Genomic DNA, 14,695 nt, shown 5'->3' with positions numbered 1-14,695 from the left:
TCAGTTCGGGGATTCAGGCGGCGTCGGACACGGTGACGCCGACGGATCGCCCAGTATCGCGGCGATGGCGCGGGCCTCGCGCAGCATCGCGGCCAGGATGTCGTCGCGCTCCGCCTCGGAGACGATGGCGGAGGGATAGACGATGCAGAGGCTGACCTCCTCGCCGCTGGCCGGGTCGCCCACGGCGGTGGCAAGGGAGTCGATACCGGGATTGGCCTCGTGACGCGCGATCTCGAAGCCCCGCTCGCGGATGCGGGCGAGGCGTCCGAGGAGTTCCTCCATGTCGCGCGGGGAGTTCGGCGAGGGCGGCTGCAGCGGCTCGGGGAAGAGGGCGCGCACCGCGTCGTCGCCGAGCCGCGCCAGCAGCGCGCGGCCGGTGGCGGTGGCCGAGGCGGAAAGGCGCTCGCCGATCGGGGTGCCGACGCGCAGGAGCTGCGAGCCTTCATGGTAGGTGAGGCCCATCACGTCGCACCCGTCGCGGATGCTGACATAGCCTGTATGGCCGCAGTCGCGGGAGATACGCGAGACCGCCGCATGAGCCTGGCTGAGCAGCGGCGAGCCGCGGCGGTAGGTGTGCCCCATCTCGAACATCAGCAGCCCGGCGCGGTAGCGACGCGTGCCCGGCACCTGTTCCAGGAAGCCGGCATCCCGCATGGCGCGCAGCAGGCGCGAGGCATTGCTCTTCGGCATGCCGAGCAGACCTGTCACCTCGGTCAGGCTGAGCTCCAGGCGATGCGCCGAGAAGCAGCGCAGCACCTCGGCGGCGTTGGAGAGGATGCTCATACGGTTCCGTTTTCTGGAACTACGGTTGCGTTATGCGGGAATGCTAGTGGTTGCTGCACTGCGTGAGCAAGCGGAGTTCCACTCTTCGACACCAGGAAGTGGCGGGTGGCGCGCGGAAATCCGGTGTTGCTCCGAGCGGAATAGCGAATTTCTAGGCATTTCATGGCGTGAATTTGGGCAGTTTGGGCTGGCGTCCGGCCGATCCACCTACGCCAGCGGACCGGGTGGAAGGCCAGCCTTGCCACTCCGAGCCAACGGAAGGTGGGGGCTGGAGAGATACCATCCCCCAGCGGAGAGGGTCCGGGAGAGGCGGCGCCTCTCCCGGGAGCGACACGGGAGGGCCGGCTTCAACCCGGGGCGGGGCGGCGTGGGTTCAGGGCGTAGACCTCTTCCGCCGTGCGGTGGAAGAGCCAGGCCTGATCCTCGGCCGGCAAGGCGGCGGCGATGCGCTTGAAGCCGGTGAAGATGGTGTCGAAGCTGGCGCAAAGCCCGTCCACCGGGAAGTTGCTGGCGAACATGGCGCGGCGCGCGCCGAAGAGGGCGATGGTCTCACGCACGATCCAGCCATTGTCCTCGGCGCTCCAGGCATGGCCGGGGCGGCCGAGGCCGGAGATCTTCACCGCCACGTTCGGATGCACGGCGAGGCGGGCCATGGCGGCGTGCCAGGCGGCGAGGGCATCGGGGCTGCGGTCCGAGGGCAGGCCGGTGTGGTTGAGGATGATGCGGGTGCGCGGGAAGTCACGGGCCAGGAGTTCGGCCTCGTGCAGGTTCCACCAAGGAGTCTGCAGGTCGAAATGCAGGCCGTGGCGTTCCAGCAGGGCATAACCGCGGCGCCAGCGCTCGTCCGACATCAGTGTGCGCTTCCCATCTCGGGCGGCCTGGGGCGTGGCAGGGCCGCCGGGCTTGTGGCGGACGCTGCGGACCAGGGGGAAGCCGGCCTGGGCGGCGAGAACGGTTCCCACATCGGGGTGGTGCAGCCAAGCCTGGGCGACCATGGCGTTGGGCAGGCCGTAGCCCACCGCGAGGCCGCTGACGAAGCGAGTCTCGCCGATCGGATCGGCGGGGTCCCACTCGGCCTCCATGTAGACCGTGGCGCGGATATCGTGGCCCGCAGCATCGGCCCGGTAGTCGGGTGGCAGGTAGGGGCGCATCAGCGGCGCGGTGTCGCCGTAGCGGAAGCCGGGCAGCTTTCCTTCCGGCGTCAGCCAGGGGTATCGACCGTTGCGGGGGTCCCAGACATGGTGGTGGGCATCGACGATGAGACCGCCCCAGAGAGGGGCATCGGCTAGGGCTTCCCGTGTCACCGCGCGGTCTCCCGCTCCGCGAGGGGCACCAGCAGCGTGCCGAGGACATAGAGCGCGGCGCAGCCGGAGAAGAAGTGCAGCACCACGGTGTAGGAGCCGGTCGCCTGCAGGATCATGCCGGCGATGATGGGAATGGCGATGCCGCCCAGGCTGCCGGCGAAGTTCATCATTCCGCCGACCAGCCCGACCTTGTCGGCAGGGGCAAGCAGGGCCGGGAAGCTCCAGTAAAGGCTGCCGAAGCAGAGCAGGAAGACGGTGCCGGAGAGCAGCGCCACGGCGGCGGCGGGGTCGGCGATGGTGGGCAGCAGCAGGAAGGCGCCGAGCACGCCGAGACCGGAGAGGCAGAGCATCGCCTTCAGCACGAGGCTGCGCGGCAGGCCGCGGCGCTGCAGCGCGTCGGCGCCGAAGCCGGCGGTGAGCGAGCCGAGGAAGCCGCAGATGAAGATCACCGCCATGGCGCCGCCGAGCTGCTTCAGGTCGAAGCCGCGCGCCTGGGCGAGATAGCTGGGGCCCCAGGTGATCAGGCCGAAGTTCATCATCGCCCAGCCGCAGCGGCCGAGCATAACCGGCGCCACGGCACGGGACGCGAGCGGCGTGCCGGCGGGCACGACCTGGGCCATGCCGGGGACGGGGGTGCGGATATGGGCGAGTTCCACCTCATTCACGGCGGGATGCACCGCCGGGTCGTCGCGCAGGTAGCGCCAGGCGACGAGGCCGGCGCCGATGGTCACGATGCCCGCCACGGCAAAGGCCATTCGCCAGGAATCCAGCGCGTAGATCAGCCAGGCGATGACGCCGCCGCCGAGGCCGGCGCCGAGATAGGAGCCGCTGTCCATCAGCACGGCGCCGCGCCCGCGCTCGCGCGGGGAGAGCCAGAGGGCGTTGAGCTTGCCGCCGGCGGGGAAGAGCGGAGCCTCGGCGGCGCCGAGGCCGAGGCGGGTGACGAGCAGGGAGAGGCCGCCGGTGGCGAAGGCAGCCAGGGTCTGGAAGGCGCCCCAGGCCAGGGTGGAGATGGTGACGACGCGGCTGGGGCCCATGCGGTCGATCAGGTAGCCGCCGGGGACCTGGAGCAGCGCGTAGGTCCAGAAGAAGGAGCTGAGGATGAGCCCCTGCATGGTGGGGGAGAGGCCAAGCTCATGCGCGATGGTCGGCATGCCCACCGAGAGGGTGGTCCGATCGGCGAGGTTGATCACGGTCAGCAGTGCGATCACGCCGAAGATGCGCCAGCGGACGCCGGTCCTGGCGGACGCGGCGCCCCCTATCACCGATGGATGCGTGGTGCTCATGCCGGTTTTCCTCCCCGTTTCGTATAACTGAATACAGAATTCTTCGTGCAACAAGCGGAAAAGCACGGGGTGTTGCGCGGGCGGGGCTTCGGAGTTCCTGGCCGCCATGTGGCATGGCAGCGTTGTGCCATCCTGGGGGAAGGGTTCCGCCTTCCCTCCGCCCCCCCCCCCACTTGCCAGGACGCTTTGCGCCCTGGATCTCATGCGCCGGCTTCTGCTGACGCCGGATCACGCCGGAGAGCCTGGCTCTCCGGCGGGTTATGCTCAGGGATCATGTGCCAGGCTGACGGCATCCACAGGCGCCGGCGAAAGCCCGTGGTCTGGTGACCGGCTTCGGCCCTCAGCGGAGGGGGATCGGGGGGAGGCGGGGCCTTTGCCGGGGGCAACCGCCCGGCGCAACGGCCGGCGGTGGATCAGGGTGCGATCAGGCCGCGTCCTTCGAGAAGGCCGGAGAGGGGGCCGCCGGAGAAGCCCATGGCGCGGCGGGCGAAGAAGCGCTTGAGGGGCGGCAGGCGGTCCACGGCGGCGATGCCCAGCCGACGGGCGAGCCGCAGCGGCGGCAGGTCGTTGCCGAAGAGGCGTTCCAGCGCGTGGGTGGCGCCGAGCATCAGCAGGGCATCCGGGCGGCGGGCGGCCTGGTAGCGGGCGAGAACCTCCACGGAACCGGGATCCTGGCCGGCATGGTGGGCCTCGATCGCGCATTCGGCCAGGGCGGCGACGTCACGGAAGCCGAGGTTGAGCCCCTGCCCCGCGATCGGGTGGATGCCGTGGGCGGCGTCGCCCACCAAAGCGAGGCGCGTGTCCACGAAGCGGGCGGCCTGCATGGCGGTCAGGGGATAGGACCAGCGGCGGCCGATGACGCGCACGGCGCCGAGATGGCTGCCCAGGCGGCGCAGGATCTCGCGCGACAGGGCCGCGTCGTCCATGGCCATGAAGCGTGTGGCCAGGGGGCTGCGGTCGGACCAGACGATGGCGGAGGCGTGGGGGTGTTCCGGCGTGCCGGCCAAAGGGAGCTGGGCGAAGGGGCCGTTGGGCAGGAACTGCTCCAGCGCCAGGTTGCCGTGCGGGCGCTCATGGGCGATGGCGAAGACCATGCCGGTCTGGTGGTAGTCGAGCCCGGCGGTGCCGATGCCGGCGGCGCGGCGCAGCGGGCTGCGGCGGCCCTCGGCGCCGACCACGAGGCGGGCGGCGATCTCCGTGCCGTCGGCCAGCGCGACCAGGGCGCCCTCGGCGGTGCGGGTGACGGTGGGCTGGGCCGGCGCGAAGACATGCAGGCGCGGCAGGCCCGGCAGGGCGGCGTTCAGGGCGACGCGGAGGGAGCGGGCCTCGACCATCCAGCCGAAGGCGGGCTCGCCCAGGTCGGCGGCGTCGAAATGCAGGTCGAGCGGCGAGGCAGGTTCGCCCGGGCGGCCATCGGCCACGCGGATGCGGGTGATCGGGCAGGGCTCATCGGGCAGGCGGGCCCAGATGCCGGCGGCCTCCAGCAGGTTGCGGGAGGAAGCGGCGATGGCATAGGCGCGACCGTCGAATTCCGGCCGTTCCATTGGCGGCAGGGGGGCGGTGTCCACCACCGCGACCTCCAGCCCCGCCGCCGCCAGGGTGGCGGCCAGGGTGGCGCCCACCGGACCCGCGCCCATCACGCAGGCCTCGACCTCGATCCGTTTCGTCATGCCCGCCATCCTGCCGCATTGCACAGGTTTTGGGCAGGGGGTGGCGGGGCTTTCCTGCTCTCCCGTCGAATGGGCCGCACGGAATGCGTGCAGACTGCCCATTGCCCGTCTTGGCACGCGCTTCGCATCTCATGCGCCGAGAAGGATCGAAGGGGGCTCCGGCCGAATGAAGCTGGTCATGGCGATCATCAAGCCCTTCAAGCTGGATGAGGTGCGCGAGGCGCTCACGCCGCTGGGCATCCAGGGGCTGACGGTGACGGAAGTGAAGGGTTTTGGCCGGCAGAAGGGCCAGACCGAGATCTACCGTGGTGCCGAGTACCATGTGAGCTTCCTGCCGAAGCTCAAGATCGAGGTCGCCGTCGCCAACGACATGGTGGACGCGGTTGTGGAGGCCATCGCCACCACGGCCCGCACGGGCAAGATCGGTGACGGAAAGATTTTCGTGTTGGATGTCGAACGGGTCATGCGGATTCGCACCGGCGAGACCGACGACGCCGCGCTCTGAGGGGGAATGATGAGCGAGTTGATGAAGACGCGGGCCCGCCGCGCGGCGGGCTGCGCCTTGGCGGCCCTGCCTGTGCTGATGCTGGCGCTGCCGGTGCTGGCGCAGACGACGCCGGCAGCACCGGAGGCGGTGCCCACGGCGCCGTCCACGCCCGATACCGGCGATACGGCCTGGATGCTGACCAGCACGGCGCTCGTGCTGATGATGACCATCCCGGGCCTGGCGCTGTTCTATGCCGGCATGGTGCGCAAGAAGAACGTGCTGGCCACCATGATGCAGTCCTTCTCGATCGTGGCGGTCGCCACGATCGTGTGGATGGTGGCGGGCTATTCGATCGCCTTCGGCGAGGGCAACGCCTATGTCGGTGACCTGTCCAAGCTGCTGCTGAACGGCGTGGCGGAGAACTGGAACGCGCCCTTCACGCTGGGCTCGGGCGACGGGGCGGTGGCCTTCACCATCCCCGAGACGGTCTTCCTGATGTTCCAGATGACCTTCGCGATCATCACGCCCGCGCTGATCAGCGGCGCCTATGCGGACCGCATGAAGTATTCGGCGATGGTGGTCTTCACCATCCTGTGGCTGCTGGTGGTCTATTGCCCGATCGCGCACTGGGTCTGGCACCCGAACGGCTGGATCTTCGCGCTGGGCGCGCTGGACTTCGCCGGCGGCACGGTGGTGCACATCAACGCGGGCGTGGCGGGCCTGGTCTGCGCGGTGGTGCTGGGCAAGCGCGTGGGCCTCGGCCACGACAACATGTCGCCGTTCAACCTGGGGCTGGCGGTGATCGGCGCCTCGCTGCTCTGGGTGGGCTGGTTCGGCTTCAACGCGGGTTCGGCGGGCGCCGCCGGCGGGCGCGCGGGCATGGCGATGCTGGTGACGCAGGTCGCCGCGGCGGCCGCGACGCTGGCCTGGGTCTTCGTGGAATGGGCGGTGAAGGGCAAGCCTTCCGTGCTCGGCGCCATTTCCGGCGCGGTGGCGGGGCTGGTCGCCATTACCCCGGCGGCGGGCTTCGTGCTGCCGGTGCCGGCGCTGGTGATCGGCGTGGTCGCGGGGCTGACCGGCTTCTGGGGCGCGACGGCGCTCAAGCACTGGTGCGGCTATGACGACAGCCTCGATGCCTTCGGCGTGCACGGGCTCTGCGGCATCGTCGGCGCGCTGCTGACGGGCTTCTTCGCCTATGGCCCGCTTTCCGCCACCACCGCTGCGCCGGACGGCACCGCCGGCTCGATGGCGCAGTTCATGATCCAGCTCTACGCGGTGCTCTCGACCTTCATCTACACCGGGGTCGTGACCTGGATCCTGCTCAAGATCGTCGATGTGGTGATCGGGCTGCGCGTGACCACCGAGGAGGAGCGCGAGGGCCTCGACATCGTGCTGCACGGCGAGCGGCTGGAGTAAGGCGCGGCCTCGCCGCACCGGGCGGGGCGACAGGAAGGGCGCCGGCGGGGGAAACCCGGCCGGCGCCCTTCGCATTCGTGGTTCCCGTTTGTGGTTCGGGTTTGTGGTTGGGGGGCGGACGGGGCAACCTGCGCCCCGGCCATCCGCCCTCCCGCCGGGAGAGCGGGGCAGGATTCAGAGGATGCCGCCCATGTTCGTCGCCATGAACCGTTTCAAGGTCGCCCCGGGCTCCGAGGCCGCCTTCGAGGAGGTGTGGAAGTCCCGCGACTCCCGCCTGCGCGAGGTGCCGGGCTTCGTGGAGTTCCACCTGCTGCGCGGCCCGGCAACGGAGGAGCATGTCCTCTACGCCTCGCACACCATCTGGCGCTCGCGCGAGGATTTCGAGAACTGGACCCGCTCGGAACAGTTCCGCGCCGCGCATCGCGATGCCGGGCAGACCAACACCCGCTCCCTCTATCTCGGCCCGCCGCAGTTCGAGGGCTTCGAGGCCGTGCAGGAGATCAAGGCCTAGCGAACGGGCCCGGCGCCCTTTGGGGCGTGGCTCCTGGCGTCCGGCCCCGGGGAAGAGGCTCTGCCTCTCCCGCCGGACCCCCTCTCCGCCGGGGACCGAAGCCGGTCCCCGGACCCCGGGCTTTCGTTGGCGCCTGCGGTGGACGTTGTTCTGCGGCCTGATCCCTGGGAGCAGGCGGAGACGCGGGACTCCCGAAAAGAAGAAAAACAACGTGTCTGCGCTGGTGGCACCGTCAGTTCGCCGGAGAGCGATGCTCTCCGGCGCGATCCGGCATCAACGGGCGCCAGCGAACGGGAGGTCCAGGACCCTCAGGGTCCTGGCGGATAGGGGGTCCGGGGGAAAGGCGGAGCCTTGCCCCCGGGGACAAAGCAACGCCCGAAGCCGGGGTCAGTCCCGGCGGGCATTGCCGGGCAGCATGCGGAAGCTGCTGACGATGGCGGCCAGGATGGCGGCGGTGGCGCCGAGGCCCAGGGCGACGACCGGCCCCTGGCCGCCGAAGCGGGCCAGGACGAGGGCCACGCAGGCGGCGCCGATGGTCTGGCCGAGCAGGCGGGCGGTGGAGAGCATGCCGCCCGCGCCGCCGGCCCGCTCGCGCGGTGCGGAACCGATCATGGCGCGGTTGTTGGGCGACTGGAACAAGCCGAAGCCAGCTCCGGCCAGGGCCATGCGCCAGGCGATGTCGGCGGCGGAGGGGTGGGCCGGCAGCAGGGCCAGGGCGGCGAGGCCGGCGGCGAAGGCGGCGAGGCCCAGGGCGCCGAGCAGGCCGGGATTGTGCCGGTCCGCCAGGCGCCCGGCTATGGGGGCCAGGACGGCGGTGGCAAGGGGCCAGGGCGTCATCATCAGCCCGGTCTCCACGGCGGTAAAGCCGAGCTGCGTCTGCAGCAGGAAGGGCAGGCTGGCGAAGGCCAGCATCTGCGCCAGGAAGGAGCAGACGGAGGTCCCGACCGAGAGAGCGAAGACGGGAATGCGCATCAGGTCCACCGGCAGGAGGGGGGCCGTCATGCTGAGCTGGCGCAGCACCAGGGCCACGCCGGCGCCGATGGCCACGGCGAGGAGGAGGCCGGAGAGGCCCAGGCCCTCGCCATGGGCGATGCCGTCCAGGGCCATGATGAGCATGCCGAAGGTGAGGGCGCAGAGCAGCGCGCTGGCTGTGTCGAAGCGGCGCTTCGAGAGGGGCGAGTGCGGCAGGCTGCGCCAGCCGATGGCCAGGGCCAGGATGCCGATGGGGACGTTGACGGCGAAGAGCCAGGGCCAGTTGGCGACGGCCAGGATGGCGCTGGCGACGGTGGGGCCGATGGCGGAGGAGACGGCGACCACCAGGGCGTTGACGCCGATGCCGCGGCCGAGCTGGCTGTGCGGATAGGTGAAGCGGATCAGCGCGGCGTTGACGGCCATGATGCCGGAGGCGCCGAGCCCCTGCACCACGCGCCACAGGGTCAGCGTCACCAGCGTGTCGGAAAGGGCGCAGGCGGCGGAGGCCACGGTGAAGACGACGAGGCCGGCGAGGTAGACGCGGCGGAAGCCCAGGATCTCGCCGAGCGAGGCGAGCGGCAGCAGCGAGATGGTGATGACGAGCTGGTAGGCGTTGACCACCCAGATCGAGGCGGAGGGGGCGACGCCGAGCTCCTCCGACAGGGTGGGCAGGGCGACGTTGGCGATGGCGCCGTCGAGCACGGCCATGGTGATGGCGAGCGCGATGGCCACGACCGACCAGAGACGGCGGGGCATCGGCAGGCCATCAGGGTGCAGGAAGGGGCCGGGAGGGGGAGCGGGGCGGGTGGCGGCGGGCTGCTCGGATACGTTCATGCGGGTTCCATGCCCTCTCCCCTGCGGTCAGCCGGCGCCGATGGGGACACCCACCCGGGCATAGACCTCGGCCAGCCGTTTCTCATAGGCCGTGGCGGAGAAGAGCGCAGCCCGGCGCGGTCCCACTTCCGCGAGATGGCCACGCAGGGATTCGTGCGTGTCGAGGGCGCGGATGCCTTCCGTCAGGGCACGGATGTCGTAGGGATCGACCGTCACGGCGGCATCGCCCACCACTTCCGGCAGGGAGGCGGTGTTGGAGGTGAGGACGGGGGTGCCGAGGCTCATCGCCTCCAGCGCCGGCAGGCCGAAGCCCTCGTAGAGCGAGGGAAAGAGCACGCCGCGGGCGCCGCGGATCAGGCTGACGAGCAGGCGGAAGGGGGCGTAGTCCACCAGCACGATGCGGTCGCGCAGGCGGCGCTGGGTGCTGGTGACGGGTTCCTGCTGGCCGGGGAGCAGCCAGCGCTGGTGGTCCTCGTAGAGCATCCGCAGCTCCTCCTGGCTCTTCCAGGCCTGCTTGCCAACGATGACCAGGGGACGCTCGACGCCGGAGGCGAGATAGGCCTCGATCAGCCGGCCGACATTCTTCTTGGGCTCGATGGCGCCGAAGAAGAGGAAGTACTCCTTCCAGTCCAGGCCGAAGGAGCCGAGGATCTCGTCGCGTGCCTCGTTTTCCGGCTTCTGCGCCAGGGACCGGGGCAGTTCCACCGACTGGTAGGTGTTGGTCACCTTCTCCGGCGGGCAGCCGAGCAGGTCGATGATGTCGCGGCGGGAGGTCTCGCTGACCGTGACGATATGGTCCGCCTGCCGCACCAGCAGGCGGTTCAGGCGCAGGTAGCGGCGCTTGTGGTCGAGGGTGGTGTAGGGCAGGCGCAGCGGCACGAGGTCGTGCAGCGTGTAGATGTTGCGGGTGTCGCGCGCATGGACGGCGACCGGGTAGGTCCAGTGCATCACGTCGGGCTGTTGCGGCAGGCGGACCTTGAGCCGGTCCTTGTGCATCTTGAAGTGGTTGGCGGAGAGGCTGAACAGTTCCTCCACGTTCCAGAGATGGTCGAAATGCGGCAGCCGGGCCTCGAAGGCGCGGGTGATCACCCGGCCGGTGATGGGGACGGGCTGGGCCTTGTGGCCGATCATCGGCAGCAGCAGGCGGCGCGCGGTGCGGAGCAGGCGGTTCATCGGCCTGGGGTTGCCGACGCGGTTGTCGAAGAAGGCGATCTCGCGGATCAGCGGGTCCTTCGCCGGGCTGGCCCGGGTGCCGTAGAGCACGCCGACCTCGGCCCCCATGGCGCCGAGGCGGAAGGAGAGGTTGCGGGCATAGGTCGCCACGCCGGTCCCGTGTTCCAGGCCAAGGTTGTATCCATCGATGCAGATGCGCGCCATGGGCACAGGCTAGACTCTGGAAGGTGGCATTGGGAGGTGTTGCGGCAGGGGATTTTTCGCATCTGCAACCAAAGGATGTCTTGACGAATTATTAACATCGTGGTGCGCCATAGGCATGTCACAGGCCGCAACCCTGCTCGAAGACGCCGACCGCGCCCGCGATGCCCGCGAATGGCAGGCGGCCGCCCTGCTCTATGGCGACTATCTGCGCCTGCGGCCGGATGACCGCGCCGCCATCGTGCAGCAGGGCCACATGGTGAAGGAGGCCGGGGACCCGGAGGCCGCGCTGGCGCTGTACGACCGGGCGCGGCGGCTGGACGGGGCCGATCCCGACATCCACCTGCAATCGGGCCATGCGCTGAAGCTGCTGCGCCGGATGCCGGAGGCGCTGGATGCCTATGGCCGGGCACTGGCGCTGGACCCGGAGGGGGAGGACCCCTGGCGGGAATGGCTGGCCCTGGCGCGGCGCGGCCGCCCCCTGCCCCGCCGGCTGACGGGGGTGGGGCTGGACCTGTCCGACCTCGTGTCCTGGGTCCTGGGCGGACGGCGCGTGCCCTCGGGCATCCAGCGGGTGCAGTACGAGATCGCCGCCGGCCTTTGTGCCGGGGATGGTGCGGTGCTGGCCTGCGCCCTGCCCCCGGCCGGGGTCGCGGGCGGCTGGCGCGAGTTGCCCACGCCGCTGCTGCTGCGGTTGCGGTGGCTCGCCGCCCAGGGGGGTATCGGAAGAGGAAGCGGGGGCGCTGATCCGCGCGAGGCCGCGTGGCAGGAGGCGGTCGGCATCCTCCACGACTGGCTGGCGGCGGCGCCGGACCTGGCCATGGCGCCCGGGGCGCTGCTGCTCTGCCCCGGCACGGCCTGGGCCATGCCGGAACAGGCGGCGCGGCTGGCGGCGGCGCGGGAGGCCGGGGCGCGCTACGTGCCACTGCTGCACGACACGATTCCGCTGTCCCTGCCGGAATGGTGCGAGGCCCGCACCGTGGCAGACTACGCCGCCTGGTTCTCGGCGCTGCCTCTGCTGGCCGATGGCATCCTGTGCAATTCCGAGGCGACGGCGGCGGAGCTGCGCCGCTGCGCCGCCCGCCACCTGCCGGGCCTGGCACTGCCGCCGCTGGCGGTTGTGCCGCTCAACGGCGCTCCCGTCCCGCCGGCGCGCGAGGCGCCGCTGCCGCCGGAGCTCGAATCCCGGCCCTATGTTCTCTGCACCGGCACGATCGAGGGGCGGAAGAACCATCTGCTGCTCTTCCAGGCCTGGCTGACCCTGGCGCGCCGGCTGGGCGGCGCCTGCCCGCTGCTGGTCTGCGTGGGACGGCCCGGCTGGCGCTCGGAGGGGGCCATGGCACTGCTCGCGGCCTCGCCGGAGCTGGCGGCGAAGGTGATGATCCTGCCGGAGGTGGACGATGCGGTGCTGCATGCGCTGACGCGGCATTGCCGCTTCGCGGTCAGCGCCAGCCATGGCGAGGGCTGGGGCCTGCCGGTCAGCGAGGCGCTGGCGCTGGGCCGGCCGGTGCTGGCGCCGGGCCATTCCGCGCTGCTGGAAAGCGGCGCGGCGGGCGCGACCTTCTTCACGCCGAATTCCGAGCCGGATCTTGTGGAGAAGGCGCTGGCGCTGATCGCCGCGCCGGAAGCGGCCGCGGCGCGGATCGCGCCAGGGGGCGGCTGCCGCCCCTGGGGCGAGGTGGCGCGGGAGATGCTGGCGCGGGCGCGTAGCCTGGTCACAGGCGGAGCCGCGCCGGCCGTGCCGCCCCTGTTGCCGCCGGGCCTGCGCGTCCGGCTGGCCCCGCCGCCCTGCCGCCGGCCGGGGCTGGAACAGGCGCTGGCGCAGGTGCTGCCCAGCGGCCCGGGCTGGCTGCCCGCGGAGGCCGGGGCGCGGCCCAGCCTGCCGGGGCTGGCGCGGCTGCGCTGCCGTGTGCGGGGCGGGCCTTTGCGGCTGTTGCTGGAGGTGCGTGCGCCGGCGGAGGAGCCTTGCCGGCTGCGGATCGGCGCTTGGCGCGAGGGCGGCGAGGAAATGGCCATGACGCTGGACCTGGCGCCGGGGCAGGCGGCGGAGACCATGCTGCCGCTGCCCGATCCGGAGGCGGCGGAGGAAGGCGTGCTGGAGATCCTGCTGGACAGCGAGGCGGAAACGCGGGAGGCCGCGCTGGTCGCCCTGGGGCTGGCGCGGGACACCGTGCTGGAGGACCGGCTGCGGCTGATCGAGGGGCGGGAGCTGCTGGCGTTGCTGCCGGACTGAGGCTCGGATCTGGCGTTGCGCACCCTGGACCCCATTCTTTGGCGCTGGTGGCCGCGGTGCCTTTTCTTCTTTTCGGGAGCCTCGCGTCTCCGCCTGCTCCCAGGGATCGGGCCGCAGGCCGGCGGCAACCGCGCGGAACCAACTCAGGCCCGGGGTCCGGGGACCGGCTTCGGTCCCCGGCGGAGAGGGGGTCCGGGCGGAGAGGCGGTGCCTCTCCCCCGGCGGCCAGCCACGAAGCGCAACGCGGGGGCCACCCTTGGCCCGCCTCTCAGATCAGCCCGAGTTCCCGCAATTCGCGGCGCAGGCGGGGCGGCAGGGCGTCCAGCCCTTCCGCCACCGGGCCATCGGCCGGAAGGTCGGGCGGGGCTGCTTCCGGCTGGAGGTAGCGCCAGCCCTGGAAGGGCTTTTGCGGGCGCATTTCCACCGGCACCAGTTCCGGATCGAGCACGAGGCCGACCTGGGCGCGGCCATCGGCGGTCTGGCCTTCCTCCAGCCCGACCAGCCTTTGCCGGACGCGCACGAAGCCGGCCACCACCCAGTAGATGGAGCCGCCGGCCATGAGTTCCCCGCCCCGGCGCGGGATCATCCGCGTCCAATGGCGCAGCGGCGGCTGCTCGGCGAGGCGGCGGGCCTGGATCTGGCGCAGTTCGGCCACGTCCTTGGGGCCGACGGAAAGCTTGATGAGGTGCAGCACGGTGGCGCCCATCTGCGCCGCCCCACGGCCATCGGCAAGGTCCGTCTGTGCCCGCCATGATGGAGCAGGGGCGCGCGGGACGCAGATGTGATGGTATGCGGGGGCGCCGGACGGATTGAGCCACGGCATAAGGGGACCTGGACGGTCCGCCTTCCGGGGCGGGAAGGCGCGCGGCAGGGCGGAAGCGGCTTCCGCCGGTCCGGAGGAGTGATGGAGCGATGGAACAGGACAGGCTGGAGCGGCACGGGATCGGCAGCGGAACGCTGCGGGCGGTGATCTCGATCCAGGGCGCCGAGCTCCAGTCCCTGCGCGATGCCTCCGGCGAGGAATGGCTCTGGCAGGCGGGACCGGCCTGGCCGCGCCATGCGCCGGTGCTGTTCCCCATCGTCGGCCGGCTGCCGGGCGACACGCTGCGCCATGCGGGCGGGACGAGCCGGATGACGCAGCACGGCTTCGCCCGGGACCGCCGCTTCACCTGGCTCGCCCTGACCGAGACGGCCTGTGCGCTGCGCCTGACGGAGGATGCGGAAACGCTCGCGGCCTATCCTTTTCCCTTCACCCTGGATGTCGCCTTCGCCGTGGCCGAATCCGCGCTGGCCTGCACCGTGACGGTGGCGAATACGGGCGAGGCGCCCCTGCCCTTCTCGGTCGGCGCGCATCCGGCCTTCGCCTGGCCGCTGCCGCGCGGCGGGGCGCGGGAGGAGCATGGCGTGACCTTCCTGCCCGATGCCGCGGTCCCGCCCGGCACGCTGCGCGACAGCCTGCCGGTGCGGCGGCTGTCCAACGGGCTGCTCGACCGGGCGGAGGTCCTGCCACTGCGCCAGGGCCGGCTGCGGCTGGAGGACGAGCTGTTCCGCAAGGACGCGCTGGTGATGACGCGGCTGCCCGCCCATGCGCTGCGCTATGACGGCCCGGGCGGCGCGATGCTGGAGATGGTGTGGGAGGGCTACGAGGATTTCGGACTCTGGTCCAAGCCGGGGGCGGAGTTCCTCTGCCTGGAGCCCTGGGCGGGCCATGCCAGTCCGCTCGGCTGGGATGGGGAGTTCGCCGGCAAGCCAGGCGTGATCCTGCTGGAGCCGGGGCGGGCGCGGCGCTTCCATTGGACGGTGACGCTGCGCCCCGCCGCCTGAT

12 protein-coding genes are annotated in these 14,695 nt (G+C 71.5%); 5 read left to right on the top strand and 7 right to left on the bottom strand.

The features are described 5' to 3' along the window. The 4 genes from CTJ15_RS19565 to CTJ15_RS19550 all read right to left on the bottom strand — a co-directional run bounded on the left by CTJ15_RS19565 (position 1) and on the right by CTJ15_RS19550 (position 5,043). Positions 1-783: an IclR family transcriptional regulator gene (locus tag CTJ15_RS19565; RefSeq protein ID WP_099781878.1), complete on the bottom strand. Its 783-nt coding sequence runs from the start codon at positions 781-783 to the stop codon at positions 1-3. A 347-nt stretch (positions 784-1,130) separates the two neighbouring features. Further along, positions 1,131-2,087 (bottom strand): amidohydrolase, encoded by a 957-nt coding sequence (locus CTJ15_RS19560; RefSeq protein WP_099781877.1) that lies wholly within the window; start codon positions 2,085-2,087, stop codon positions 1,131-1,133. Beyond that, positions 2,084-3,373, bottom strand: a complete 1,290-nt coding sequence (locus CTJ15_RS19555) for an MFS transporter (protein ID WP_075821756.1) — start codon at positions 3,371-3,373, stop codon at positions 2,084-2,086. Before CTJ15_RS19555 ends, CTJ15_RS19560 begins: the two co-directional genes overlap by 4 nt. A gap of 413 nt (positions 3,374-3,786) precedes the next feature. Further along, the gene (locus tag CTJ15_RS19550; protein ID WP_083755416.1) at positions 3,787-5,043 is read right to left on the bottom strand and encodes a UbiH/UbiF/VisC/COQ6 family ubiquinone biosynthesis hydroxylase; all 1,257 of its coding nucleotides are present in this window, start codon (positions 5,041-5,043) and stop codon (positions 3,787-3,789) included. A gap of 166 nt (positions 5,044-5,209) precedes the next feature. Between CTJ15_RS19550 and CTJ15_RS19545 the strand changes: the two genes are divergently transcribed. The 3 genes from CTJ15_RS19545 to CTJ15_RS19535 all read left to right on the top strand — a co-directional run bounded on the left by CTJ15_RS19545 (position 5,210) and on the right by CTJ15_RS19535 (position 7,457). Continuing rightward, on the top strand, positions 5,210-5,548 hold the full coding sequence (locus CTJ15_RS19545; protein WP_058390621.1) for a P-II family nitrogen regulator: 339 nt from the start codon (positions 5,210-5,212) through the stop codon (positions 5,546-5,548). A gap of 78 nt (positions 5,549-5,626) precedes the next feature. Then, on the top strand, positions 5,627-6,946 hold the full coding sequence (locus CTJ15_RS19540; RefSeq protein WP_037251158.1) for an ammonium transporter: 1,320 nt from the start codon (positions 5,627-5,629) through the stop codon (positions 6,944-6,946). A gap of 190 nt (positions 6,947-7,136) precedes the next feature. Then, positions 7,137-7,457 (top strand): antibiotic biosynthesis monooxygenase, encoded by a 321-nt coding sequence (locus CTJ15_RS19535; RefSeq protein WP_099781876.1) that lies wholly within the window; start codon positions 7,137-7,139, stop codon positions 7,455-7,457. Between the two features lie 387 nt (positions 7,458-7,844). Here the strand turns inward: CTJ15_RS19535 and CTJ15_RS19530 are convergent, their stop codons facing one another. Beyond that, positions 7,845-9,263 (bottom strand): MFS transporter, encoded by a 1,419-nt coding sequence (locus CTJ15_RS19530; RefSeq protein ID WP_253187724.1) that lies wholly within the window; start codon positions 9,261-9,263, stop codon positions 7,845-7,847. Between the two features lie 27 nt (positions 9,264-9,290). Further along, positions 9,291-10,640: a glycosyltransferase family 1 protein gene (locus CTJ15_RS19525; protein WP_019463138.1), complete on the bottom strand. Its 1,350-nt coding sequence runs from the start codon at positions 10,638-10,640 to the stop codon at positions 9,291-9,293. A 115-nt stretch (positions 10,641-10,755) separates the two neighbouring features. Between CTJ15_RS19525 and CTJ15_RS25170 the strand changes: the two genes are divergently transcribed. After that, positions 10,756-12,870: a glycosyltransferase gene (locus CTJ15_RS25170; RefSeq protein WP_099781875.1), complete on the top strand. Its 2,115-nt coding sequence runs from the start codon at positions 10,756-10,758 to the stop codon at positions 12,868-12,870. A gap of 268 nt (positions 12,871-13,138) precedes the next feature. Here the strand turns inward: CTJ15_RS25170 and CTJ15_RS19515 are convergent, their stop codons facing one another. Beyond that, positions 13,139-13,576: a DUF1489 family protein gene (locus tag CTJ15_RS19515; protein WP_075822850.1), complete on the bottom strand. Its 438-nt coding sequence runs from the start codon at positions 13,574-13,576 to the stop codon at positions 13,139-13,141. Positions 13,577-13,782: 206 nt separating this feature from the next. Here CTJ15_RS19515 and CTJ15_RS19510 point away from each other — a divergent pair, with 206 nt between their 5' ends. Next, positions 13,783-14,694 carry an aldose 1-epimerase family protein gene (locus CTJ15_RS19510; protein ID WP_075822849.1) on the top strand — a complete coding sequence of 304 codons (912 nt, stop codon included), beginning with the start codon at positions 13,783-13,785 and terminating at the stop codon, positions 14,692-14,694. The last annotated feature ends 1 nt before the right edge of the window (position 14,695 follow it).

Origin of the sequence: Roseomonas sp. FDAARGOS_362 (genome assembly GCF_002754815.1) — a bacterium.
GTDB lineage: Bacteria > Pseudomonadota > Alphaproteobacteria > Acetobacterales > Acetobacteraceae > Roseomonas > Roseomonas mucosa.
The sequence above is the reverse complement of the archived record's forward strand: the minus strand, read 5'-3'. Positions and strand labels throughout refer to the sequence as shown.

Bases quoted from the DNA above. Each gene is read 5' to 3' on its own strand.
- CTJ15_RS19565 (WP_099781878.1), bottom strand. From the start codon at position 783: ATGAGCATCCTCTCCAACGCCGCCGAGGTGCTGCGCTGCTTCTCGGCG.
- CTJ15_RS19555 (WP_075821756.1), bottom strand. From the start codon at position 3,373: ATGAGCACCACGCATCCATCGGTGATAGGGGGCGCCGCGTCCGCCAGG.
- CTJ15_RS19550 (WP_083755416.1), bottom strand. From the start codon at position 5,043: ATGACGAAACGGATCGAGGTCGAGGCCTGCGTGATGGGCGCGGGTCCG.
- CTJ15_RS19545 (WP_058390621.1), top strand. From the start codon at position 5,210: ATGAAGCTGGTCATGGCGATCATCAAGCCCTTCAAGCTGGATGAGGTG.
- CTJ15_RS19540 (WP_037251158.1), top strand. From the start codon at position 5,627: ATGCTGGCGCTGCCGGTGCTGGCGCAGACGACGCCGGCAGCACCGGAG.
- CTJ15_RS19535 (WP_099781876.1), top strand. From the start codon at position 7,137: ATGTTCGTCGCCATGAACCGTTTCAAGGTCGCCCCGGGCTCCGAGGCC.
- CTJ15_RS19530 (WP_253187724.1), bottom strand. From the start codon at position 9,263: ATGAACGTATCCGAGCAGCCCGCCGCCACCCGCCCCGCTCCCCCTCCC.
- CTJ15_RS19525 (WP_019463138.1), bottom strand. From the start codon at position 10,640: ATGGCGCGCATCTGCATCGATGGATACAACCTTGGCCTGGAACACGGG.
- CTJ15_RS25170 (WP_099781875.1), top strand. From the start codon at position 10,756: ATGTCACAGGCCGCAACCCTGCTCGAAGACGCCGACCGCGCCCGCGAT.
- CTJ15_RS19515 (WP_075822850.1), bottom strand. From the start codon at position 13,576: ATGGGCGCCACCGTGCTGCACCTCATCAAGCTTTCCGTCGGCCCCAAG.
- CTJ15_RS19510 (WP_075822849.1), top strand. From the start codon at position 13,783: ATGGAACAGGACAGGCTGGAGCGGCACGGGATCGGCAGCGGAACGCTG.